We start from the raw sequence: 23,891 nt of genomic DNA on the forward strand, positions 1-23,891 counted from the left end.
CGGTGACGCTGCCCGCCTTGATTCAGTACGACCATGGCATCGCCGCGGTGGACTCGGGCTATTACCGGCCCAACCTGGATGCGATCCACGTCATCGTGGAGCGGGGCCGAGCGGCTATCGTGGACACGGGCACCAGCCGCTCGGTCCCCGGGCTCCTGGCCGCCCTGGAGGCGCTGGGGGTGGATCGGCACGCGGTGGACTACATCCTGGTCACCCACATCCACCTGGACCACGCGGGCGGCGCCGGGCAGCTCGCCCTGGCCCTGCCCCGGACCCCCATCGTGGTCCATCCCCGGGGAGCGCGCCACCTGGTAGATCCGGGGAAGCTGGTGGCCAGCACCCAGGCAGTCTACGGCGAAGAGGAATTCCGCCGGCTCTACGGCGAGGTGCTGCCGGTGCCGGCCGAGCGGCTGATCGAAGCCCCCGACGGCTTCCGCCTTTCCCTGGCCGGGCGGGAGCTCGTTCTTCTCGACACCCCCGGCCACGCCCGGCACCATTACTGCATCTACGACGCGCGCTCCCGCTCGGTCTTCACCGGCGACACCTTCGGCATCTCCTACCGGGAGTTCGACGGGGAGGGGACGGAGTTCATCTTCCCCACCTCGACCCCGGCCCAGTTCGACCCCGACGCGGCCCATGTCTCCATCGACCGCCTGGCGAGCCTCGAGCCCAGGCATGCTTTTCTCACCCACTACAGCCGGGTGTCCCACGTGGCGCGGCACGCGGCCACCCTGCACCGGCTGCTGGAGGAGTACCGGCGGCTGGCCGAGCAGGCCCGCTCCGCGGGGCCGGCGCGCCACCGGGTGCTCACCGAGGGCCTGCGGGAGCTGCTGCTCGAGGAGGCCCAGGCCAGCGGCAGTCCTCTGCCGGAGGAGACCGCGGCGCAGCTCCTCGCCATGGACATCGAGCTCAACGCCCAAGGAATCGAAGTCTGGATGGACGCTAAGGCCAAGGCCTGAACGGAAGCCGCCCGCCGGGGCGGGGTGGATACCAGGTGCTAATATTGGAAAAAGCTCCACCGCCGAAAGGGTTGCCGCCATGAGGGAGAACGTGACCGGGGAGCGGCTGATCGCCGTGTTCCTCGTCGGCTGCCTGTTGTTCAACTACCCCCTCCTCGACCTCTTCAACAGCGACGCCGAGGTCTTCGGCATACCGCTGCTCTTCGCCTACATCTTCGCCGCCTGGATGCTGCTGATCGGGCTGATGGCCTGGATCGTGGAGGCGCGTCCGGGCCGGCGGGAGCACTAAGCTCCGCCGATGCTGCAAGGCTCGGTCATCGTCATCGCCTCATTCGCCTACCTGGGCATCCTGTTCGCCATCGCCTATTACGCCGACAAGCGGGCGGACGCCGGGCGCTCGGTCATCGCCAACCCCTACATCTACGCCCTGTCCCTGGCGGTCTACGCCACTTCCTGGACCTTCTACGGGAGCGTGGGGCGCGCCGCCTCCACCGGCATCGGGTTCCTGCCCATCTACCTGGGCCCGACCTTGATGGCGGCCCTGTGGTGGTTCGTGATGCTCAAGATCATCCGCATCAGCAAGGCCAACCGCATCACCTCCATCGCCGACTTCATCTCCTCCCGCTACGGCAAGAGCCAGCTCCTGGGGGGTCTGGTGACCGTGACCGCGGTAATCGTCATCATCCCCTACATCTCCCTGCAGTTGAAGGCGGTGTCCAACACCTTCAGCCTGCTGCTGCACTACCCGGAAGTCTCCGCCCCGGCGGCGCGCGCGGCCCAGCCGGTGGTGAGCGACAGCGCCTTCTACATCGCTCTACTGCTGGCGGCTTTCACCATCGTCTTCGGCACCCGGCACCTGGACGCCTCCGAGCGCCACGAGGGCATGGTGGCGGCCATCGCCTTCGAGTCCCTGGTGAAGCTGCTCGCCTTCGTCGCCGTGGGGCTGTTCGTCACCTTCGGCCTGTACAACGGCTTCGCCGACATCTTCGACCGGGCAGCGGAGCTGCCCAAGCTGAACGCCCTGCTCACGGTGGGCGGCGCCGCGGGCACCTACGACACCTGGGCCTCCCTCACCGTGCTGTCCATGCTCTCCATCATGCTCCTGCCGCGGCAATTCCAGATCTCGGTGGTGGAGAACGTGAACGAAAAGCACGTGCTGAAGGCGATCTGGCTCTTTCCCCTCTACCTTTTCGCCATCAACATCTTCGTCCTGCCCATCGCCTTCGGCGGGCTCATGCGCTTTCCCGACGGGGGTGTGGACGCCGACACCTTCGTGCTCACCATCCCTATGGCCGAGCAGCAGGAAGCGCTCGCGCTGTTCGCCTTCATCGGCGGGCTGTCCGCCGCCACCGGCATGGTGATCGTGGAGACCATCGCCCTGTCCACCATGGTGTGCAATGATCTCGTCATGCCGGTGCTGCTGCGGCTGCGCTGGTTGCGGCTGACCGAACGCCCGGACCTGACCGGGCTGTTGCTCGGCATCCGGCGCGGCGCCATCGTCGCCGTGCTGCTGCTCGGCTACCTCTACTTCCGCCTCGCCGGGGAAGCGTACGCCCTGGTGTCCATCGGCCTCATCTCCTTCGCCGGCGTGGCTCAGTTCGCCCCGGCGTTCTTCGGCGGCATGTACTGGAAGGGCGGAACCCGCACCGGCGCCATCGCCGGCCTCACGGCGGGCTTCCTGGTGTGGGCCTACACCCTGCTCCTGCCCTCCTTCGCCCGTTCCGGCTGGCTACCCATCTCCTTCCTCGAAGCGGGCCCCTTAGGCATCGAGCTGTTGAAACCCCTGGAGCTTTTCGGCCTGCGGGGTCTCGACCAGAACACCCACTCCCTCTTCTGGAGCATGCTGGCCAACATCGGCGCCTACGTGGCCGGCAGCCTCCTCACCCGTCCGAGCGTGGCGGAGCACAGCCAGGCGACCCTGTTCGTCGACGCCTTCAAGAAATCCCCGGAGTCCACCGGATCGCGCTTCTGGCGGGGGTCGGCCACCGTGGACGACCTGCGGCCCGTGCTCAGCCGCTTCCTCGGGGCCGGACGGGCCGAGGAGGCGCTGCGCGAGTACGCCCTCCGGCGCGGGCTGGAGGACGTAAGCGACCTGCAGGCCGACGCGGACCTGGTCCACTACGCCGAGACCCTGCTCGCCGGCGCCATCGGCGCGGCCTCGGCCCGGGTCATGGTGGCCTCCACGGTAAAGGAGGAACCCCTGACCATGGACGAGGTCCTGAACATCCTGGACGAGACCTCCCAGATCATCGCCTATAGCCGCCAATTGGAGAGCAAGTCCCGGGCGCTGGAAAGGGCGACCGCCGAGCTCAAGGCGGCCAACGAGCGCCTGCAGGAGGTGGACCGGCTGAAGGACGACTTCATCTCCACCGTCACCCACGAGCTGCGCACCCCCCTCACCTCGATCCGCGCCCTCACCGAGATCCTGCATGACAACCCCGACCTGGACGCGGCCGAGCGCACCCGCTTCCTCGGCATCATCATCAAGGAGAGCGAGCGGCTGACCCGGCTCATCAACCAGGTGCTGGACCTGGCCAAGCTGGAATCCGGCAACGCTGACTGGCACAACACGGAGCTGGACCTGCGGGAGGTGATCGAGGAGGCGGTCGCCTCCACGGCCCAGCTCTTTAAGGAGAAGCGGGTCAAGCTGGAGACCCGCCTGGAGGCGAACGTGCCGCGCATCACCGCCGACCGGGACCGCCTGGTGCAGGTCATGCTAAACCTGCTCTCCAACGCGGTGAAATTCTGCGAGCCCGAGCGGGGCCGGGTGACCGTCACCTTGAGGCGGGAGGGCAAGACGCTGCGGGTGGACGTGAGCGACAACGGAATCGGCATCAGTCCCGAGCACCAGAAAGTGATCTTCGAAAAATTCAGGCAGGTGGGGGACACGATGAGGGCCCGGCCCTCGGGCACCGGGCTAGGGCTGCCCATCAGCCGCCAGATCATCGAACATTTCGGGGGACGGCTGTGGGTCGAGAGCGCGCCCGGGCGCGGGGCGACGTTCTCGTTCACCATCCCCCTCGCCCCCGAGCGGGTCGCCGCGGCCGCGCGGGCTGGACAAGCCGACGCGAGAACCGGCGCACAAGGGGAAATCGCCGCAACGGAGGAGGCCAAGCATGGGCAAGCGGATACTGATCGCCGACGATGAGCCCAACATCGTCGTTTCGCTGGAGTTCTTGATGGAGCGGCACGGCTACGAGATCCGGGTCGCCACCGACGGGGAAGAGGTGTTGCGGGCGGTCGAGGAATTCCGCCCCGATCTGATCCTGCTGGACGTGATGCTGCCGGGCAAAAGCGGGTTCGAAGTCTGCCAGAAGCTGCGAGAGGACCCCGCCTGGCAGGGGGTGAAAATCGTGATGCTCACCGCCAAGGGGCGGGAGACGGAGGTGGCCAAGGGGCTCGCCCTGGGGGCCGACGCCTACATCACCAAGCCCTTCTCCACCAAGGAGCTGATCGCCCAGGTGAAGAAGCTTCTGGGGGAACAGGCCGCGTGAGCCGAGGGAGGTTCGTCCTCGTCCTGGCTCTCTGCTACGGGGCGGCGATGGGCCTGCCCGGGCTGCTGGGCTGGCTCGTCTGGCGGCGGCTCCCCACCGAGCTGCAGGGCCCGGCGCTGGAGGCGCTGGCGGACCAGGCGGTGCTGTTCGCCATGACGGCCGTGGGCGTCCTGTTCGCCTTGGCGATCCTGCTCGAGCTCCTTTCCAACCTCTACCTGACCCCGATCCGCCGCTTGCGGGAGGACCTCCAGGTCATGCTGGAGGCCAATCCCGCCCATCGCGCGAGCGCCGAAGGGGCTGCCGACGTGCGCGCCCTGGTGGAAAGCGTCAACCGCTTCGCCGAGCACTACCACGCCCTGCTGGAACGGGTGGAAGCCCGGGTGGAAGAGGCCAAGCGGGCGGTGGAGGAGGAAAAAAACCGCCTGGCGGCGGTGATCTCGGAGCTCGCCCAGGGGGTGCTCGTGTGCAACATTGAGGGGCAGATCCTGCTCTACAACAACCGCGCCCGGCAGCTCCTTTCCGCCAATCCCGCGGGATCGGCGACCGGCGGCCTGGTGGGGCTAGGGCGCTCGGTGTTCGGCGTGATCGACCGGCCGCTGATCCTCCATGCCCTGGACACCATCCACAGCCTGCTCTCCCAGAAGCGCCCCCATGCGGTGGCCCGGTTCGTCACCACCGCTCCCTCGGGGCAACTCGTGCGGGCGCTGGTGGTGCCGGTGCTCGGCAACGAGGGGCTGACCGGGTTCGTCATGACCCTGGAGGACGTGACGCGCACCGTGGAACAGGGCAGCCGTCGGGATGCCCTGCTGCAATCCGTCACGGAGGGCAGCCGGGCGGCGCTCGCCAGCATCCGCGCCGCGGTGGAGACGCTGCAGAGCTTTCCCGACATGCCGGCCGAGCAGCAGGGGCGCTTTATCGCCGTCATTAGCCAGGAAGCCAGCCGTCTCTCCGAACGCATCGAGGGCGCCATCCGGGAATTCTCCGACGCCATGAAGGCGCAATGGGTCATGGAGGACATGCTGGGCGAGGACCTGGTGGCCGCCGCCTGCCGGCGTATCGAGACGCGGCTCGGCCTCGCCGCCAAGGCGGAAATCCTGGCCCCCGACCTGTGGATGCGGGTGGACAGCTTCGCCCTGGTCCAGGTCCTGGCCTACCTGGCCGCCCGGCTCAAGGAGGAGTTCGGCGTGTGGGAGCTGCGCCTGCGGCTCGCGGGCGAGGGACGGCTCGCCCATCTGGACCTGGTGTGGCGCGGCGCGCCCCTTTCGGCGGAAACCGTGTTCGCCTGGGAGAGCGAGCCCCTCACCGCGGGAGGCGAGGACCTGCCCCTTACGGTGAAAGACGTGATCGAACGCCACGACGGGGAGATTTGGTACCAGCGGGACCGCCCCGCCCAGGAGTCGTATTTCCGCCTGCTGATCCCGGCCAGCGCCCCGGAAACCGTGGGCTTCGCCCTGCCCGCCCCGGCCGGGAGCCGGCCCGAATACTACGACTTCGACCTCTTCCGCCAGCAGCCCTCCAGCCCGGCGCTGGACGAGCGCAGGCTCACGGAGCTCAAGTACACCGTGTTCGACACCGAGACCACGGGGCTGGAGCCTTCGGCGGGCGACGAGATCATCTCCATCGGCGCGGTGCGCATCGTCAACGGCCGGCTGCTCCTGCACGAGGTATTCGACCAGTTGGTGGACCCGCGCCGGCCCATGTCGCCCGAATCCATCAAGGTGACCGGCATCGACCCGTCCATGCTCCGGGGCCAGCCCCCCATCGAGGCGGTCCTCCCGGCGTTCCATCGCTTCTGCGAGGACTCGGTGCTGGTCGCCCACAACGCGGCTTTCGACCTGCGCTTCCTGCAGATGAAGGAAGCCCAGGCGGGGGTGAAGTTCGACCAACCGGTGCTGGACACTTTGCTCCTCTCCGCCGCGATCCAGCCCAATCAGGAAGACCACAAGCTGGAGGCGATCGCCGCACGGCTGGGAGTCCCCGTGGTGGGCCGGCACACGGCCCTCGGGGACGCCATCGTGACCGCGGAAGTGTTCCTCAAGATGATTCCGCTCCTCGCCGAGCGGGGTATCCACACCCTGCGGCAGGCCCGAGAGGCGTCCCAGCGGACCTACTATGCGCGCGTCCGGTACTGAAAAGACGCGGCAGGAAACGGCGCCGCCCGGCGGGCGCACCGGCGCGGCGGAACTGCCGCCCATGGACCGCCTGCTCTCCACCCTCGCCCACAAGCCCGTCACCTGCCCGCCCCACGCTTCCATCGGATCGGTGCTGGAAACCATGCAAAGGCACGGCATCGGCTCCATGATCGTGGTGGACCAGGCCGGCGGGCCCCTTGGTATATTCACCTTGCATGACCTGCTGAGCCGGGTCGCCCTGCCCCAACGGAGCCTCGCCGACCCCATCGAGCAGGTGATGACCCGCAGCCTCACCACCCTGCCTTCCCACGCCACCGCCTACGAGGCGGCCCTGGCCATGGTGCGCCACGGGATCCGCCATCTTCTGGTGGTGGATGCCGGGCGGCTGGTGGGGGTCGTTTCGGAAAAAGACCTGTTCAGCCTGCAGCGGGTGAGCATGCGCCAGCTCTCCCAGGACATCCGCAACGCCGACAGCCTGGAGAGCCTGCAGCAGTTCAGCGCCGAGGTGCGCAAGCTGGCCCAGAGCATGCTCGTCCAGGGCGTGGCGGCGGAGCAGCTCACCCAGTTCATCGCCTCGCTGAACGATCTGCTCACCCAGCGGGCGATCGACCTGGAGTTCCGCGGCGCGGACCTGGAGCCGATCCGCTGGTGCTGGCTCGCCCTGGGCAGCGAGGGGCGCCTGGAGCAGACCCTAAGCACCGATCAGGACAACGGGATCCTCTTCGAGGTGCCCCGGGGTACGACCGCAGGGGAGGTGCGCGAGCGGCTGCTGCCGATCGCCCAGCGGATCAACCTGACCCTGGATCGTTGCGGCTTCCCCTTGTGCCGCGGCGACATCATGGCGGGCAACCCCCACTGGTGCCTGAGCGCGGAGGAGTGGCGGGGGAAATTCGCCGCCTGGATCGACAGCGGCAGCCCGGAAGCCCTGCTGCACGGCTCCATCTTCTTCGACTTCCGTCCCCTGCACGGGGAAGCCCGCCTCGCCCTGGAGTTGCGGCAGTGGCTGCTCCCCCATGCCAGCGCGAACCGCCGTTTCCTGCACCAGATGGCGGAAAACGCCCTGCGCAACCGGCCGCCCCTGGGCTTTTTCCGGGACTTCGCCGTGGACGCTAGCGGCGAGCACCGCAACACCATCGATCTGAAGCTGAACGGAGCCACCCTGTTCGTGGACGCCGCTCGCATCTTGAGCCTGCACACCCAGGTGCCCGCCACTAACACGGCGGAACGGCTGCGGCGCTCGGCGGAAAAGTTGCACCTCCCCCGGGACGAAGTGGAAGCCTGGGTCGAGGCGTTCTACCACATCCAGCGGTTGCGGCTCCAGCACCAGTACCAGAGAATCCTCGAGGGCCTGCCGCCGAACAACCGCTTGAACCCTTATGCGCTCAACCGGTTCGAGCGTCGCATCCTCAAGGAGGCGCTGCGGCAGGCGAAAGCCCTGCAGGCGCGCCTGGCCCTGGAGTATCAGGTCTCGGGATTGACCGGCTGAGGCCCGAGCGCTCAAGAGGCGTCGCCGTGGTCGAGCTGGTAGCCCCGCCCGTGGAAGGTGCGCACCGTGACGCCGCTATTCTCCAGCTTCTTCCGCAGGCGGTGCACGTAGACCTCGATGGCGTTGAACGTGACCCCGTCGTCGAAACCGCAGAGCCGCTCCAGAAGCTGCTCCTTGCTCACCACCCGGCCGAAGTGCTGGAGCAGCACCTCGAACACACTCACTTCCCGGGGCGATAGGGGCAGCGTCTTGCCCTTCACCTGCAGGGTCCGGGTGACCGCGTCGTAGCTCACCCCCTCCCCCAGCATCTGGGACGGGAGGCTGTACCGGCTGCGGCGCAGCAGCGCCCGTACCCGGGCCAGGAACTCGTTCACGCTGAAGGGCTTGGCCATGTAGTCGTCGGCGCCCAGGTCCAGGACCCGGGCCTTGTCGTCCGGCGCGTCCCGGGCCGAAAGGACCAGCACGGGGGTGGCGCTCAAGCGGGCCCTAAGCCGCCGCAGCACCTCGAACCCGTCCACGGTGGGCAGCCCCAGGTCCAAGATCACCAGGTCGAAGGGATGGCGCTTGAGCACCTGGTCGGCGGTCTCCCCGGTGCCCACCCGGTCCACCGCGTAATTGGAGATTTTCAAGGCGAATTCGATCGCCTCCCCCAGCACGGGGTCGTCCTCCACCACCAGGATTCTCACGGCTCCTCCAGCGGTCCTAGGCCCCCAGCGCTCCCCGCTCCACCGTTTGCCTTTGCCCCGGGCCGTTGCTACATTGAAAGAGCTAAGTTAAGGCGCCCTAGAAAAGGTCCGGCGGGCGTAAGGATTCTGTAAGCTATTCTAGCTTAGGATTCAATAAAAACATCAAGCTACTTCGCCTCATTCAACTGACCGCAAGAGGAGGACGCCCATGCAGCTCACCGAGCGACACCGGGAGTACTGGCGCAAGAACCTGAGGCTTACAGGAATTCTGTTGTTCATCTGGTTCTTCGTCACCTACGTGATCGGCTTCTTCGCCAAGGGCCTGAGTTCCATCACGATCCTGGGTTTCCCGTTCCCGTTCTGGGTGGGCGCCCAAGGAGCCCTGATCATCTACGTGATCATCATCTGGTTTTATGCCCGCTACATGAACAAGCTCGACCAGGAGTATGGGGTCGCGGAAGGGGAGGAATGACCGATGGCCGTCTCGAGTCAGGCTCAATTTAACCAGGCGCTGAAGAAGTACTACAGCTTCTACACCGGCGGTTTCATCGCCTTCGTGATCGTCTTGGCCATTCTGGAAGCCCTGGGCATTCCGAACCGGGTGATCGGCTACATCTTCCTGTTCGCCACCGTCGCCCTCTACGCCGGCATCGGCATCATGAGCCGCACGGCGGACGTGGCCGAGTACTACGTGGCCGGGCGGCGGGTGCCGGCCTTTTTCAACGGCATGGCCACCGGCGCAGACTGGATGTCGGCGGCTTCCTTCATCGGCATGGCCGGTAGCCTTTACCTGTTGGGCTACGATGGACTGGCTTTCATCATGGGATGGACCGGCGGCTACGTGCTGGTAGCCCTGTTCATCGCGCCCTACCTGCGCAAGTTCGGCCAGTTCACCATCCCCGACTTCCTGGGGGCCCGTTACGGCGGTCACGTCCCACGCCTGATCGGGGTCTTCGCCGCCATTCTTTGCTCCTTCACCTACGTGGTGGCCCAGGTGATGGGCGTGGGCATCATCACCAGCCGGTTCACGGGCCTGGAGTTCGGCATCGGGGTGTTCGTCGGCCTGGCCGGCATCCTGGTGTGCTCCTTCCTCGGCGGCATGCGGGCGGTGACCTGGACCCAGGTGGCCCAGTACATCATCCTGATCATCGCCTACCTGATTCCCCCCATCTGGTTGGCGGCCAAGCAGACCGGCGTGCCGGCCCCGTGGGTGGTCTACGGCTACCAGCTCCAGAAAGTGACCCAGCTCGAAGACAAGATCCTCGCCGATCCCAAGGAAAACGAAGTCCGGGATATCTTCAAGCAGAAGTCCGAGGCGGCCAAGGCGGCGCTAAAGGACCCCGCTAAGGCCTATGCGGACGGCAAAGCCGCGCTGGAGAAGCGGCTCGCCGACTTGAAGGCGGCCAACGCTCCGGCGGAGGAGATCGTCAAGGCCGAGGAAGCGCTCAAGAAGTACCCGGCCACCCTGGAGGCCGCCGTCGAGCAGTGGAAAAAGGATGAGAAGTTGGCTGCCCGGGCGGCGCCGCTCAAGCGCCACGCCGAGATCTTCGCCGGCAAGGACGAACAGGACGTCGCCGTCAAACGGCGCAATTTCCTGGCCCTCATTTTCTGCCTTATGGTGGGCACCGCGGCCCTGCCCCACATCCTGATGCGCTATTACACGACGCCGAGCGTCAGGGAGGCAAGGCAATCGGTCTTCTGGTCCCTGTTCTTCATCTGCCTGCTCTATCTCACCGCGCCGGCCCTGGCCGTGCTGGTGAAATACGAGATCTACGCCAACCTGGTGGGCTCGGCCTTCGCCGAGTTGCCCCGGTGGGTGTCCCTATGGCAGGCGGTGGACCCGACCTTGCTCTTCCTCTCGGATGTAAATGGCGACGGCATCATCCAGCGGGCCGAGATCGCCATCCACGGCGACATCGTGGTGTTGGCAACCCCCGAGATCGCCGGGCTGCCCTACGTGATCTCCGGCCTGGTGGCGGCGGGGGGACTCGCGGCGGCCCTCTCCACCGCGGACGGGCTGCTGCTCACCATCGCCAACGCCCTCTCCCACGACGTCTACTACAAGATGATCGACCCCAACGCGCCCACCTCCCGGCGCCTGGCGGTGGCCAAGACCCTGCTCCTGATCGTGGCCCTGCTCGCCGCCTACGTGGCCGCCCAGAAGCCGGCCGACATCCTGTTCCTGGTGTCGGCGGCCTTCTCCTTCGCCGCCTCCGCCTTCTTCCCGGCCCTGGTCCTGGGGGTGTTCTGGAAGAAGGCGAGCAAGCTGGGGGCCATCCTGGGGATGGTGATCGGCCTGGGGGTGTGCTTCTACTACATGGCCACCACCCAGCCGTGGATGCGGGGCCTGTTCGGGGTCACCGGCCCGATCTCGGACTACATGTGGTTCGGCATCCAGCCCATTTCGGCCGGGGTCTTCGGCATCCCAGCGGGCTTCATCGCCGCCATCATCGGCAGCCTGATCGCTCCCAACACCAATAAGGAGGTGATCGAGTTGGTGGACCACGTGCGCTATCCGAGCCTGGCGGGGGACATCGATACCCGGGCGACTTGACCTAGGCGGCCAGCCCCACCGAGAAAAGGCCCGCTTGCGCGGGCCTTTTCTATTGCGCAACGGGCTCCCCTACACCTTCAAATCCCTCACCAGGTGCGCCAGGTCGGCCCGCTCCGCGTCCCGGATGAGCTGGCGGGTCATCAGGGGATCGAAGCGGAACAGGTGATGCACCACTTCTTTGACCTTGTCCGGCTTGTGGGTATGATGGTAGGCCATCCCCAGGGCATACCAGGCATGGGGGTTCATGGGCTGCAGCTCGGCCGCCTGCTGGAACGCCCCCACCGCTTCCTCGTGCCGGCCCAGCATGGCGTAGCACATGCCCATGCCGTACCACGCCCGATCCAGCTTGGGATCCAGCCTGACCGCCGCTTGGAAAGCCTCGATGGCCGGCCGGATGCGGCGCAGTTTCTCCCGCACGAACCCCAGGTCGAAGAGCAGATGGGCGTTTTTCGGGTTGAGCCGCACCGCCTCCTCGAAATACCCCAGGGCCTCCTCGTAGCGCTCCCGCCGGGCGAGCAGATAGCCCAGGGCGCTCACCACCTTGGGGGAACGGGGATCGTAGCGCAGGGCGGTGCGGTATTCCCGCTCCGCCTGGTCGTAGCGGCGCAACCGCTCGAACATGCGCGCCCGCAAGTAATAGCGCAGGGTGTCGAAGTCCATGGTCCTGGGCGGGCCCCTCTCAAAAGTCCATTACATTTTCTCCACTGGAACCCGCTCCCGCAAGCGAAAACCTCCCACGCCGCCCATGGCGCGGTGCGGCTCCAGCGCCGCGGGCCGTTGTGCTATCCTTTTCCCGCTGACGAGACCTCCATGCTCCAGTTTTTCTCCATCCTCAAGCTGCTGTGCGAAATCGTCGGCCTGTCCCTGATCGGCCAGGGAATCCTTTACGTGCTGGCGGGGGCCAACCGGGAGAAGAACTTTCCTTATCTCATCCTGCGCACCGTCACCTCTCCGGTCACCCGGGCGGTGCGGTTCATCACCCCCCGCTTCATCCTGGACCAGCACGTGGGCTTCATCGCCTTTTTTCTCGTCTTCCTCATCTGGTTCTGGGCCGGGCAACAGAAGCTCAAGCTGTGCCTAACCGAGTACGCCGGCCATCCGGCTTGCACGGCCATGGTGCAGAAGTACGAGGAGCGGCTCCAGGGCTCCGGGCAGTAGGGTCGGGCCTTGTTGGGCCTTTGACAGGCAGCCCGTTCTCCCTTATGTTTGCGGCCTTGGCCCGCCTCCAGGGCCAGCCACGGCACGGAGAGGTGACCGAGCGGTCGAAGGTGCACGACTGGAAATCGTGTGTACGGTCAAAAGCCGTACCGCGGGTTCGAATCCCGCCCTCTCCGCCAGAATCAAAATAGCCCCCGCAGTGGGGCTATTTTGATTCTGGCAGATGGGTGTGTGGACGAACCGCCGGGTTCGACCAGCCGAGCACCGCTCGGCTGGGACGTCACGAGCGCAGCGAGTGGCGGGCCCGAGCGTGGCGAGGGCCGAGGCTTTCGCGGCGGCAACGCGAAAGCCGAGCAATCCCGCCCTGGGCGCACAGAGCCCGCTTCGTAGGATCCCAGCAGGGCGGGCCCGAGCGCGGCGAAAGATGTAAGGCGAGACGGAACAATCCCGCCTACCGACGTATGGACGAACCGCCGGGTTCGACCAGCCGAGCACCGCTCGGCTGGGACGTCACGAGCGCAGCGAGTGGCGGGCCCGAGCGCGGCGAGGGCCGAGGCTTTCGCGGCGGCAACGCGAAAGCCGAGCAATCCCGCCCTGGGCGCACAGAGCCCGCTTCGTAGGATCCCAGCAGGGCGGGCCCGAGCGCGGCGAGGGCCGAGGCTTTCGCGGCGGCAACGCGAAAGCCGAGCAATCCCGCCCTCTCTGCCAACTCATCCGCATAAACCGACGCCGCGTCTGCCCGCGCAGCTATTTTTCTTTCGGGTTCAAAGGGCTGTGCCGAACTCAGGTTTACCACTGAGACCGGCTAGCGAGCCGTGGCCGTCAGGGTCTTTTTGCCCTCTTTTTCCCACTTAACCGCCACCACGCTCGGTCAAGTGCGGTAAATAAATTTTTTCAATGAGTTGCGAGTATAGCTGCCTTGACCGTTGTGTCCGGCTCTCGCGGGCAAATGAAGCTTTCAATCCATCGTCTAGTGTGCCCGCGCCGCAAAAACAATCACGGCGATGTGGATGGGGGTGTATCGGCAGCGACTTAGGAGGAAACATTCGCAATCAGTGCCCCTCGGCAGATTGGCAGCCGTTCCCGTTTCCGCGACACCGACAGTCAGTCGTGTCGCGAGCCGTCATTCGGAGAAGGTTACCGGCTGAAGTGGCTTCCGGTTCACCGTGAGCGAAAAGATGTCGGGCCGAGCATAATGGCCGCAGACGTCAAGCGACCGTCGGGCGCGCCGCGCCGCCTCCGCGTCGATCTCCGCATAGAGGATGCCCTTCTCGCGGTGAAGCGGGCCGGCGGCGATCGCCCCGGTGGGCTTGACCACGACCGCATCGCCATCGTTGATCCATTCCTCGGGCGTGAACAAGCGGTCGCGCTCGGGAAAATCCTCCGGCACGTCGCAGCCCTGCAAGGCGGTGGCAGTGCCGATCACCCAACAGCCCCCTTCCTTGGCGATATGGCGCAATGTCGCCAGACATGTCTCGCCGTTGTCCCAGGTCGGATTCACATAGATGTCGATGCCCTGAGCGTAGAGGGCATAGCGCGCAAGCGGCATGTAACTCTCCCAGCAGATCAAGCAGCCGAGTCGTCCCGCGGGCGTCTCGATGACCCGAAGACCGGTCGCATCGCCCATGCCCCAGACCATGCGCTCCGGGTTGGTCGGCATCAGCTTGCGATGACGGTTGAGGAGTGTGCCGTCGGGACCGATCACCACCACGGTATTGAACAGCGTCGTCCCCGAAAACCCACTGTCGATCTCGTGGAGGCCGACCACGACCGTCACGCCATGCTTGGCCGCGGCTTCCTGCACCGGCGCGAGATCGCTAGCGCCAAGGTCGACGGCATTCTGGCGCAGCCTTGCATGAATCTCGCTGGCAAGCGCCATGTCGCCGCCAGGCTTCAGGCGCCAGACCCAGGTCGGGTAACCAGGGATAAAGGCCTCGGGAAAGACCAGCAGCGATGCTCCTTGTTTCGCCGCCTCGTCGATTGAGGCAATCACCTTCTCGGTGGTCTTGTCCCGGTTCAACAGAACCGGGGGTTTCTGAATGACGGCAACCTTCGTGGACATGTTAGCCTCGCTCCTTCTCATTCCGGCATCAGAATGCCTGATCCACCCATCTCGGCGGGAATATCGCGCTGTTTCGGCAGGCCGTCCCGCATCGGTAGCACGGTCTCCTGATAGTTGACGTGCACGGACGGTCTAAAGGCAAGGTCCGGCACTACGGCAGCGTAGACGTCGGTTACGCCCCATATGGGATGCTCCGTCAGCAGATGACCGCCGCAGCGCGCGCACCATTTGCGAATGCTTCTCTCGGTCTTTTGGAAGCTAGCCACGTGCTCGGCCCCCTTGGTGATCGTGACCGCCTCCGGCTTCCACAGCGTGAATGCGTTTACCGGTCCGGCCGACCACGCCCGGCAGGAGGCGCAGTGGCAATACCCCATCGCCACAGGCTCACCGGTGACGGCAATCTCGACGGCGCCGCAGAAGCAGCGACCAACATAGACGTGATCATCAGCCATGTTCTTGCTCCTGTTCAACTGGGCGTCGGCTCAATGGGCATTGGCGGGCTGACCCCGGGGGCTCACTTGGTCCCCACAGCCAAGACCAACTCGCACGGGCCTGCGAAGCCCGACGGGCCCTCGAAGGCCTCGAGTTCCTGTTCGATCTGGGCCCAGGCCGCTTCACGCCCCGCCTCATCGAGGCCGGCTAACATCTGGTGCAGCGCGCCAAAGGACTCCTTCTCGAAGCGGACGCATTCGGCCGCCGAACGAAGCTTGACCGGCGCCTGAACGAGCCGGCTCTCCACGTCGCGGAACCCGGCTGTGCGAAACGCCTCTTCCAGCACGCCGGGATTGCCCAGGCTGAAGGGGCCGGGCTGACCCGGCTCGGGCGGCGGCAGATTGGCGCGGCGGCGGATGATCGAGACGGGAATCGAGAAGAACTTATTGTTCTCCGCCGTCGAATAGACGATGGCCGCGATCCGGCCACCGGGCTTCAGCGCGCGCCTCATGCCGGCGAGCGCCTTCTGCTGATCGGGGAAGTAGATCAGTCCCACGCGCGAGATCACGGCGTCGAACGTCCCCTCCGGCACGTCGAGATTCTCACCGTCCATGACGGCGGTCGTGACGTTCGCGTAGCCGGCGTTGCGCGCGTTCTGCGCCGCGAAGGCGAGGATGTTCGGGGCGATGTCGGTGGCGAGCACATGACCTTGCGGGCCGATCCGTTCCGCAACCTGGAGCGTCTGGTCGCCGGCACCGGCGGCGACGTCGAGCACGCGGCTGCCCGGACCGATGCGGGCCATGTCGAGCATGATCTCGGTGGTGGGTCCGAGCCAGGCGCGGAGGAACGGACCCCAGTCGTTCCAGGCCTTGGCCGCGGCCTGCCATTGCTCACGGGTTGTCTCCTTGTACTTGGCGGCATCGAAGGTGTCCATCGGACGTCTCCTTGTTGGAGGTCGGTTCCTCAACGTGACTTCGAGCGCTATACTCGCAAAAAGGCGCTGGAACGCCCGTGGGAATCCGCGTTGGATTGCGCGCGGCCACGTCGTTAAACGAAAGACGCGATGGCGGAGACCCCTCTCGAATTTCGCCTGCTGGGCGAGCTGCAGATTGTCGCAAAGGGTCAGGAGGTCAGCCTCCCGGCATCGAAGAAAACGCGAGCGCTCCTAGCCTATCTCGTCGCGACCGCAACGCCCCACCGTCGGGAATGGTTGTGTGATCTGTTGTGGGAGGGGCCGGACGACCCCCGCAGGGAGTTGCGCTGGAGCCTAGCCAAGATCCGGCCGCTGCTTGACACCGGCGGGACGACACGCCTTGAGAGCGACCGATCTCGGGTCGCCTTTGTGCCGCGTGACGCGGTGATCGATCTGACGACCGTCCGCGGGCTGCTTGCCGATATCCCGAATGCTCCCTTGGAGGGCCTCAAGACGGCGGCCAGCCTGTTCCGCGGCGAGTTCCTGGATGGCCTCGACCTGCCCGCCTGCTATCGTTTCCAGGAGTGGTGTCTCGCCGAGCGCGCGGCAGTCAGCACCCTACGCCTCGACGCGCTCCGCGCCCTCGCCGATCGGCTTAGTGACCGGCCGGAGGAGGCGCTTGTCCACGCACGCGCCCTAGTGGCGACCGATCCCTTGTCCGAAGAAGGCCATGCCCGCGTCATTCGTCTGCTCGGCCATCTGGGCCGCCGACGCGAGGCCATGGCGCAGTACGAGCAGGCTCGGAGCGTACTCGAACGCGAGGCGGGAATTCCGCTTTCTGGGGCGCTCGAGCGCGCACGGCATGCCATTGGGCGGATGCCCGTCGAACCGCGCGTGCACCTGCAAACCGGCGGCCAGGTCAGGACCCCCGATCGGCCTTGGAGCAGGGCCGCCGTTCCCCTAGTCGGCCGCGTCGCGGAGCGCATGCAGATCGACCGGTTGATATCGGCCACCGCCAACGGCCGCGCGACGCCCGTCCTCCTGGTCACCGGCGAGCCCGGCATCGGCAAGAGCCGTCTCCTCGACCATCTCGCCGAGCGCATGGCGATGATCGGCGGTCGCTGCTTGCGGGGACGCGCCTTCGAGGCGGAGGCCGCACATCCCTATGGCGCCTGGATCGATGCAGTGCGATCGGCCCCTGTCGGTCTGATTCCCGAAGAGACACGCCAACATCTCGCATTGCTCCGGCCCGAGCTCGGTCCGCTGCCTGTCGCACCGACAGACCGCGCCCGTCTCTTTGATGCAGTTCTCTTGCTGCTGCGACATCTCGCCCGCACCATGCCGCTCGCAATTCTACTCGACGACCTGCAATGGGTCGACGAAGGGTCCGCGATGCTGCTCCACTATGTGGCCCGCCTGCCGAACGCTCCCGAAGCCGTTCTGTTCGCCGGCGCGGCGCGCTCGGGCGAGCTTGCCGACAACCTAGCCATCTCGCACACGCTGCGAGCGCTCGACCGTGACGAGCGGCTGCAGGAGCTGCCCCTTCCGGCCTTGAACGAGGCGGAGACCAGAGAGCTGGTGCACGCGCTCGACCCTGACATCGACGCCGCCGCCATATTTGCCGAGAGCGACGGCAATCCTCTTTTCACCCTGGAGCTGTCCAGAACGCGACGCGAGGGGCGGCACGAGCCTGGGCGTCCCCTGCAGGCGATAATCGCCGGTCAGTTCGCTTCGCTCGACGAGCCGAGTCGTACCCTCCTGGCCTGGGCTTCGGCCGCGGGACGAACCGTTGGAGTCGACCTGCTCGCGCGGGTAACCGGTTTCGAGACCACGGTGCTCCTCACCGCTCTGGAGCAGCTTGAGCGGCGAGGTCTAATTCGGACGGCCGACGCGGACAGCTACGACTTCGTGCACGACATTGTCCGCCGGGCCTCCTACCATGAGATTTCACAGCCGCGACGGAAGCTCATGCACGGGCGGATCGCCCGCGTTCTGGACGCGATGGTGGAAACTAGCGACGCCATGGCCGGTGATCTCGTCCGTCATGCGGAGCTGGCGGGGGACCATGCACTCGCTGCGCGGGCCTGCGTCATCGCCGGCGAACGAAGCCTGCGGCTGTTCGCGAATGCCGATGCCTTGGCGCTCGTCAGGCGCGGCCGTTCTCACCTCGATCGACTGCCGGACGATCCATTGCGGCGCGAGCTCGCGATCGGTCTTTTCAGGGTCGAGGTTTTAGCCGCAGCGGGGCCGACCATGCGGCCACCCCCCCGGATCGCCGACGAGCTAGAGAGCGCCGTCGCCGATGCCGAGGCCGCCGGCTTGCATGCGGCGGCGGCGACCGGCCATTACCTCCTCTCGGTGGTCCACCAGGAGACGGGGAACGTTGCCCAGGCCCGGCTGAGCACGGTCCGCGCCGCCGAGGTCGGGCGCGAGACAGACCGGCAAACCTTTGCACGGCAACTAGCCAACACCGCGCGCTGCCTGATCGAGCTGGAGACCGAGATCCCGCGGGCAAGGGCGCTTCTCGACGAGGCCGAGACGCTGCTCGGAATCGGCGCGCAGGCAGTCTGTGAGCTGCAATGGGGCCGCGGCCTGCTGGCCCGCTGGCTGGGACGCCCGGAGGAGGCGGCGGCGCGAATCGACTGCGCGCTTGGCCTCGCCCGTAAAGCAGAGGATCGGTGGCGCGAATACAAATGCCTGACCTGGCTGGCGCTGATCCAGCTCGAGCGCTGTCGCTACCCCGCCGCAAGAGACCTGTGTCGGGAGCTCCGGGTGGTTGCAGGGCGGCTAGGCGAGACCGAGACACCGCTCGCCGACGCCATAGCGACGCTCGCCGACTTCGCCGAGGCAAGACACCAGGGCTCCGGCCAGCTGGAGGCGGCGCTCGCGCAACTGCGAGCCGTCGACGACAAGAGCCATCTCGCCTATGCGTTAAACTGGGCGGCGGCCCTGTGTCTCGCCAGGCACTGGCCCGAGGCTGCGAAGGCCTATGGGCAAGAAGCTTTGGAAGCGGCCCGGGCCATGCGCCGGCAAAACGACATCGCTATCGCCAAGGCGGTGCTGGCGAGGATCGAGGCCGATCACTCGGGCGAGGCGGCAGCGCGTATCAGACGCCTGTGCAGGGCGGTTGCCGACAACGACCGGTTCAACGCGAGGACGCGTGCCTTCATCGAGATGGCTGCCTGCGGCCTGGCCGCTTCGGGGGTTGCGCCGCCGCTTTCGGGAGATCGAAAACGCAGGACGAGGAGGTAACGGATGCCGCACATCATTGTCGAACGGAGCTTCGAGACGCCCTTGACCGAAGAGGAGTTGAAGGCGACGGAGGCGCGGATGGCCCCGTGCCTCGACCTCTATCAGGTCCGCTGGATTCGCAGCTACTGGTCGTTGGATCGGAGGCGGATGATCTGCGAATACGAGGCACCCGACGCCGCAAGTGTGAAGTCGGTTCAACGTGAAGCGGAAGCCAGATTCGATCGCGTTTGGACAGCCCAAGTGCTGAGTAACGGATGATCCTAACGCTGATCAAGAAGCACTCAAGGATCATCGGCGAGAGATGGATGAGCCGGACATGGCGGCCGACGAAGGCCAGCATTGCCTGCTCGGCTTGCGTGATAGCGCCCAAAGTCGCGGCCTCACAGCGTTCCAAACGCCGCAGCCAGCTCCAAGCTCTGGCGGTGACGAGCAGGGTGCGTGGATCGGCTTTAATTCGTCGACTGCGTCGAGATCGGCCGGTGTGACCGTGCCCACCTACTCCGCCGGAAACAACGCAGGTCAGAATTCGCTGAACCGGTCAATGGCGGCGACTACATCTCGCTCGTCGACATCGGGCGTTTCCCGCTGCGCGGCGGCGAATCTTCCGTAACACCGCGGCTTCGACCACATTAGCTGGCGGGCGCAAAGGTGCCATCGTGCCGGCTGGCTTGCGTTCGCGGATAGCACCCGCTGGGAAGTCAGCCTCGCCGCTTTCTGGGCACTCCACCTTTACGTGTTCGCCGTCCGAGCGGGTCCAAGACGCGCCGGCATCCATGTACGGAGGTTCGCCCCGGCCATGGGCACAGACGAAGATCCGGCCACCGGGGCCCCGCCCACCGCCAGCCCGGTGTTGAAGTTGGGACCAATATAGGGTGCTACCGGGCCTAAAAGAAAGCCCGCGTAGACGAAAAACCTGTCCGCCGGAACGAAGTAAACGCCGAACACCTGCTACTGGGTGTGGCGAGAGCCCGCCTCGGGTTCGACCACGAAGCACCGCTTCGTGGGACGCCCGCAGGGCGGGCCCGAGCGCGGCGAGGGATAGGATGGTGGGGCGCCATAAGGCAAGACGTGACCATCCCACCTGCCGACGTATGGACGAACCGCCGGATTCGACCAGCCGGGCGCCGCTCGACCGGGGCGTTACGGACGCAGCGGAAGACGGGCCCGGGCGTGCCCCAAGCGCCGGGCCCTGGCTCCGGGACTAAGCCGCCTGTACCTTGGCGGCCGTCACTGCCACCTTCACCTGTTCGATGCCAGCGGGATCGTCCAGGGTAGTCAGGTCCCCTGGATCGCGGCCTTCGGCGATCGCCTGGATGGAACGCCGCAGCACCTTTCCCGAACGGGTCTTGGGCAACTGGGTGATGAAATGTACCCGGGACGGCCGGGCGATGGCGCCGAGCTGGCTGTCCACCACGCCCATGATCTCCTTTTCCAGCGCCGTGCGCCCCTCCGGGGTGGCGATGCGGCTCGGGTCCTTGACCACGGCGAAGGCCAGGGGGAGCTGGCCTTTCAGTTGATCCGCCACCCCCACCACCGCCACTTCGGCGACGGCGGGATGGGAGCTGATGGCTTCCTCGATCTCCCGAGTGCCCAGGCGGTGGCCCGCCACGTTGATCACGTCGTCGGTGCGGCCCAGGATGAAGTAGTAGCCGTCCTCGTCCCGCATCCCCCAGTCGAAGGTGGTGTAGATCAAGCGGTCCTTGAAGCTGGAAAAATAGGTGGAGACGAAGCGCTCGTCCTGGCCCCAGACGGTGGACATGCAGCCGGGCGGAAGCGGCGGGACGATGCACACCACCCCCTTCTCGTTCGGGCCCACCTCCTCCCCCGTCTGCTCGTGCAGCAGCCGCACGTCGTAGCCGTAAGCGGGAAAGCTGGGGCTGCCGAACTTGACGGGCGTCTTCTCCACCCCGGGCACCGCGGTCAAAATCGCCCAGCCGGTCTCCGTTTGCCAGTAGTGGTCGATCACCGGCACCCCCAGGGCTTCGGCGATCCACCGGGCCGTGGGCTCGTCCAGGGGCTCGCCGGCGAGGAACAGGTGCTTCAAGGACGAGACATCGTACTTCTTGAGGTAGCTCGGATCCTGTTTCTTCAGCACCCGGATGGCGGTGGGGGCGCTGAACATGACGGTGACCTGGTGGTCCTGGACGATCTTCCACCAGATCCCGGGATCGGGCCGGATGGGTACCCCTTCGTAGACCACGGTGGCCATGCCGCGGATGAGGGGCCCGTACACGATATAGGAATGGCCCACCACCCAGCCGATATCGGAGGTGGCGAAATAGGTCTCGCCCGGCTCGCCGCAGTAGATCCACTTCATGCTGGCGGCCAGCGCCACCGCGTGGCCTCCCGTGTCCCGCTGAACCCCCTTGGGCCGCCCGGTGGTGCCAGAGGTGTACAGGATGTAGGAAGGCTCGCTCGCCTCAAGCCAGACGACGGGCACCTGGGCGTCCAGGTGCCGGCTGCGCAGCTCGGCGTAATCCAGATCGCGCCCCGGCGTGAGGGGCATCTGGGGGTCGAGTCCCCGGTTCACCATGACCACCTTTTCGGGCGGGAACTGGGATAGCCGGAGAGCCTCGTCCACCAGGTGCTTGTAGGGGATCTTGTTCCCCATGCGCATGCCGGCATCGGCGGTCACCATGACCTTGGGTCTGGCGTCGTCGATGCGGGCGGCGAGGCTCCCGGAGGCGAACCCGCCGAACACCACCGAGTGGATCGCCCCCAGCCGCACCGTGGCCAGCATGGCGAAGATCGCCTCGGGGACCATGGGCATGTAGATCAATACCCGGTCGCCCCTGGCGACCCCCAGGCTTCGCAGCACCGCGGCGCAGCGGTTCACTTCCTGGTGCAGCTCCCGGAAGGAGTAGACCCGTTCCTGGTTCGTTTCGGTGGAGATGTAGATCAGGGCCTTCTGGTCGGCCCGGTCCTTCAAGTGCCGGTCCACCGCGTTGTAGCAGAGGTTGGTCTCTCCGCCCACGAACCACTTGGCGAACGGCGGGCGGCTGTAGTCCAGGACCTTCTCGAAAGGCTTGTGCCAGTCCACCAGGGCAGCCTGCTCCGCCCAGAAAGCCTCGCGTTGCTCGATGGAACGCCGGTGAAACTCCTTGTACGTCTCGCCCATGTCTTCTCTCCTCTGGTGTGTGCTTTGCGCGCAGGAAGAAACCCGCGGCGGGCCCTGAACGGCGCGGAAGCTAGCCGCCGGCCACCTCCACCACGGTCCGTCCCTTCGCCCTTCCCTGGATGAAGTCGTCGAACACGGCCGGCAGCTTCTCCAGCGGCACGGTGTGGGTCATGCTGCGGAGATGAGCCGGCCGCATGTCGGTCTCGAGACGCGCCCACACCCGGCGCCGCAGCTCCATGGGGCAGTTGACCGAGTCCACCCCCAAGAGGCTCACCCCTCGCAGAATGAAAGGCATCACCGTGGTGTTGAGATTCGGGCTCAGGGCGAGCCCGATGGAGGCGATGGTGCCGCCGATCTGCATGGTGCTGGCGATCCAGGCCAGAACCTCGCCCCCCAGGTTGTCCACCGCCCCGGCCCAGGTGGCCTTGTCCAGGGGCCGGATCCTGGTGAGGTCCAGGCTGGAGCGCAGCATCACCTCCGCCGCCCCCAGGCCTTTGAGATATTCCGTTTCCGCTGCCTTGCCGGTCAGGGCCACTACCCGGTAGCCCAACCCCGCCAGCACGTCGACGGCGATGCTGCCCACGCCACCGGTCGCCCCGGTCACGATGACCGGGCCATTCTGCGGTTTCAATCCTTCGTGCTCCATGCGCACGATCCCTAGGGCCGCCGTGAACCCGGCGGTGCCCAGGGCCATGGCGTCGAAGAGGCTAAGCCCGGGAGGCAGCGGAACCAGCCAGGCGGCGGGCACCCGGGTGTATTCGGCGTAGCCCCCGTGATGGGATACCCCCAGATCGAAGCCGGTGGCGAGCACCTTGTCTCCTGGCTTGAACGCCGGGTCCGTGGAGGAGACCACCGTGCCGGAAAAATCGATGCCGCCCACGCACGCCGGGCGCCGCAGGATCTTGCCTTTGCCGGTGGCGGCGAGGGCATCCTTGTAGTTCACGTCGGAATAGGCCACCCGCACCACCACTTCCCCGGGGTCCAGCTCATCCAGGGTCATGTCGACGAAGCCACTGCGGATCTGCTTGTCCACCTCCTCGATCTTGAACGCCCTGAACTTTTCCATCGCGTCTCCTCTGGTCCGCGCTTGATCCATTCTAATCCGGATATTTCCCGGGGTATAAGGGACGGCTTGCGTTCCTCTATCCCCTCTGTTCGATGGGTACCCAAGGGCGGGGCTCGGGGCCGATGTAGTTCGCGCTCGGGCGGATGATCTTGCCGTCTTGGCGCTGCTCGATCACGTGGGCCGACCAGCCCGTAGTGCGCGCGATCACGAAAAGGGGCGTGAACATGGGGGTGGGAATGCCCAGGAGCTCATAGACCAGCGCCGAATACCAGTCGAGATTGGCAAACATCGCCCGCTCCTCGCCCATCACCCGCTCGATCGCCTCCGCCACCGCAAAGCGCTTGAGCGCCCCAGCCCCCTCGGCCAGCCGCCGCGCAACCGCCTTGATCACCTCATTGCGCGGATCGGCCACCGTATAGACCGGGTGGCCGAAGCCGATGATCACCTCCTTACGCGAAAGCCGCGCCCGGATGTCAGCCGCCGCCTCCTCGGGACCCTCGTAGCGCGCCTGAATCGCCCGCGCCACTTCATTCGCGCCCCCGTGCTTCGGACCCTTGAGCGCCCCAATGGCCCCGCCAA

Annotated in this window: 19 protein-coding genes, 1 tRNA gene and 1 pseudogene; 13 read left to right on the forward strand and 8 right to left on the reverse strand. The window is 66.3% G+C overall.

The window, feature by feature from the left end:
* Positions 1-17: 17 nt before the first annotated feature.
* The 6 genes from ACUVYZ_RS07195 (at position 18) to ACUVYZ_RS07220 (ending at position 8,071) form a co-directional block, all read left to right on the forward strand.
* Positions 18-959 (forward strand): MBL fold metallo-hydrolase, encoded by a 942-nt coding sequence (locus tag ACUVYZ_RS07195; protein ID WP_439933646.1) that lies wholly within the window; start codon positions 18-20, stop codon positions 957-959.
* 79 nt (positions 960-1,038) lie between these two features.
* Positions 1,039-1,248: a hypothetical protein gene (locus ACUVYZ_RS07200; protein WP_439933645.1), complete on the forward strand. Its 210-nt coding sequence runs from the start codon at positions 1,039-1,041 to the stop codon at positions 1,246-1,248.
* Between the two features lie 9 nt (positions 1,249-1,257).
* Positions 1,258-4,107 carry an ATP-binding protein gene (locus ACUVYZ_RS07205; RefSeq protein WP_439933644.1) on the forward strand — a complete coding sequence of 950 codons (2,850 nt, stop codon included), beginning with the start codon at positions 1,258-1,260 and terminating at the stop codon, positions 4,105-4,107.
* Positions 4,076-4,453, forward strand: coding sequence for a response regulator transcription factor (locus ACUVYZ_RS07210; RefSeq protein WP_439933643.1), 378 nt, complete (start codon positions 4,076-4,078; stop codon positions 4,451-4,453). The genes ACUVYZ_RS07205 and ACUVYZ_RS07210 overlap by 32 nt, the downstream gene beginning before the upstream one ends.
* On the forward strand, positions 4,450-6,585 hold the full coding sequence (locus ACUVYZ_RS07215; RefSeq protein WP_439933642.1) for a 3'-5' exonuclease: 2,136 nt from the start codon (positions 4,450-4,452) through the stop codon (positions 6,583-6,585). The genes ACUVYZ_RS07210 and ACUVYZ_RS07215 overlap by 4 nt, the downstream gene beginning before the upstream one ends.
* Before the next feature lie 61 nt (positions 6,586-6,646).
* Positions 6,647-8,071: a putative nucleotidyltransferase substrate binding domain-containing protein gene (locus ACUVYZ_RS07220; protein WP_439933641.1), complete on the forward strand. Its 1,425-nt coding sequence runs from the start codon at positions 6,647-6,649 to the stop codon at positions 8,069-8,071.
* Between the two features lie 11 nt (positions 8,072-8,082).
* Here the strand turns inward: ACUVYZ_RS07220 and ACUVYZ_RS07225 are convergent, their stop codons facing one another.
* Complete coding sequence (locus tag ACUVYZ_RS07225) at positions 8,083-8,757, reverse strand: response regulator transcription factor (protein ID WP_439933640.1); 675 nt, start codon at positions 8,755-8,757, stop codon at positions 8,083-8,085.
* Positions 8,758-8,965: 208 nt separating this feature from the next.
* Between ACUVYZ_RS07225 and ACUVYZ_RS07230 the strand changes: the two genes are divergently transcribed.
* Together ACUVYZ_RS07230 and ACUVYZ_RS07235 are read left to right on the forward strand one after the other, a co-directional pair.
* Positions 8,966-9,229, forward strand: coding sequence for a DUF4212 domain-containing protein (locus ACUVYZ_RS07230; protein ID WP_439933639.1), 264 nt, complete (start codon positions 8,966-8,968; stop codon positions 9,227-9,229).
* Positions 9,230-9,232: 3 nt separating this feature from the next.
* Complete coding sequence (locus tag ACUVYZ_RS07235) at positions 9,233-11,311, forward strand: VC_2705 family sodium/solute symporter (RefSeq protein WP_439933638.1); 2,079 nt, start codon at positions 9,233-9,235, stop codon at positions 11,309-11,311.
* Positions 11,312-11,380: 69 nt separating this feature from the next.
* Here the strand turns inward: ACUVYZ_RS07235 and ACUVYZ_RS07240 are convergent, their stop codons facing one another.
* Entirely contained in the window at positions 11,381-11,971 is a 591-nt protein-coding gene (locus ACUVYZ_RS07240) for a tetratricopeptide repeat protein (protein WP_439933637.1), read from the reverse strand.
* A gap of 150 nt (positions 11,972-12,121) precedes the next feature.
* Between ACUVYZ_RS07240 and ACUVYZ_RS07245 the strand changes: the two genes are divergently transcribed.
* Positions 12,122-12,469, forward strand: a complete 348-nt coding sequence (locus ACUVYZ_RS07245; RefSeq protein WP_439933636.1) for a hypothetical protein — start codon at positions 12,122-12,124, stop codon at positions 12,467-12,469.
* 86 nt (positions 12,470-12,555) lie between these two features.
* Positions 12,556-12,648, forward strand: a tRNA-Ser gene (locus tag ACUVYZ_RS07250).
* 944 nt (positions 12,649-13,592) lie between these two features.
* Here ACUVYZ_RS07250 and ACUVYZ_RS07255 read toward each other — a convergent pair.
* From ACUVYZ_RS07255 to ACUVYZ_RS07265, 3 genes are all read right to left on the reverse strand, one after another.
* On the reverse strand, positions 13,593-14,531 hold the full coding sequence (locus ACUVYZ_RS07255; protein ID WP_439933635.1) for a carbon-nitrogen hydrolase family protein: 939 nt from the start codon (positions 14,529-14,531) through the stop codon (positions 13,593-13,595).
* 17 nt (positions 14,532-14,548) lie between these two features.
* Positions 14,549-14,983, reverse strand: coding sequence for a GFA family protein (locus tag ACUVYZ_RS07260; RefSeq protein ID WP_439933634.1), 435 nt, complete (start codon positions 14,981-14,983; stop codon positions 14,549-14,551).
* A 62-nt stretch (positions 14,984-15,045) separates the two neighbouring features.
* Positions 15,046-15,897 (reverse strand): class I SAM-dependent methyltransferase, encoded by an 852-nt coding sequence (locus tag ACUVYZ_RS07265; RefSeq protein WP_439933633.1) that lies wholly within the window; start codon positions 15,895-15,897, stop codon positions 15,046-15,048.
* Between the two features lie 129 nt (positions 15,898-16,026).
* Between ACUVYZ_RS07265 and ACUVYZ_RS07270 the strand changes: the two genes are divergently transcribed.
* From ACUVYZ_RS07270 to ACUVYZ_RS07280, 3 genes are read left to right on the forward strand one after another with little or no spacing between them, the layout of a single operon-like run.
* Entirely contained in the window at positions 16,027-19,128 is a 3,102-nt protein-coding gene (locus tag ACUVYZ_RS07270) for an ATP-binding protein (protein WP_439933632.1), read from the forward strand.
* A 3-nt stretch (positions 19,129-19,131) separates the two neighbouring features.
* Positions 19,132-19,386 carry a DUF4242 domain-containing protein gene (locus ACUVYZ_RS07275; protein WP_439933631.1) on the forward strand — a complete coding sequence of 85 codons (255 nt, stop codon included), beginning with the start codon at positions 19,132-19,134 and terminating at the stop codon, positions 19,384-19,386.
* Positions 19,387-19,429: 43 nt separating this feature from the next.
* Entirely contained in the window at positions 19,430-19,738 is a 309-nt protein-coding gene (locus tag ACUVYZ_RS07280) for a hypothetical protein (RefSeq protein ID WP_439933630.1), read from the forward strand.
* Between the two features lie 591 nt (positions 19,739-20,329).
* On the opposite strand, the pseudogene ACUVYZ_RS07285 reads toward ACUVYZ_RS07280, so the two are convergent.
* The 3 genes and pseudogenes from ACUVYZ_RS07285 to ACUVYZ_RS07295 all read right to left on the reverse strand — a co-directional run.
* A pseudogene (locus tag ACUVYZ_RS07285) lies at positions 20,330-22,255 on the reverse strand (propionate--CoA ligase); the annotation flags it as partial.
* Between the two features lie 61 nt (positions 22,256-22,316).
* Positions 22,317-23,312 carry an oxidoreductase gene (locus ACUVYZ_RS07290; RefSeq protein ID WP_439933629.1) on the reverse strand — a complete coding sequence of 332 codons (996 nt, stop codon included), beginning with the start codon at positions 23,310-23,312 and terminating at the stop codon, positions 22,317-22,319.
* Between the two features lie 76 nt (positions 23,313-23,388).
* A partial coding sequence (locus ACUVYZ_RS07295) for a citrate/2-methylcitrate synthase (RefSeq protein ID WP_446033049.1) occupies positions 23,389-23,891 on the reverse strand: 503 nt, incomplete at its 5' end.

The organism is Pelomicrobium sp. P1 (assembly GCF_052805615.1).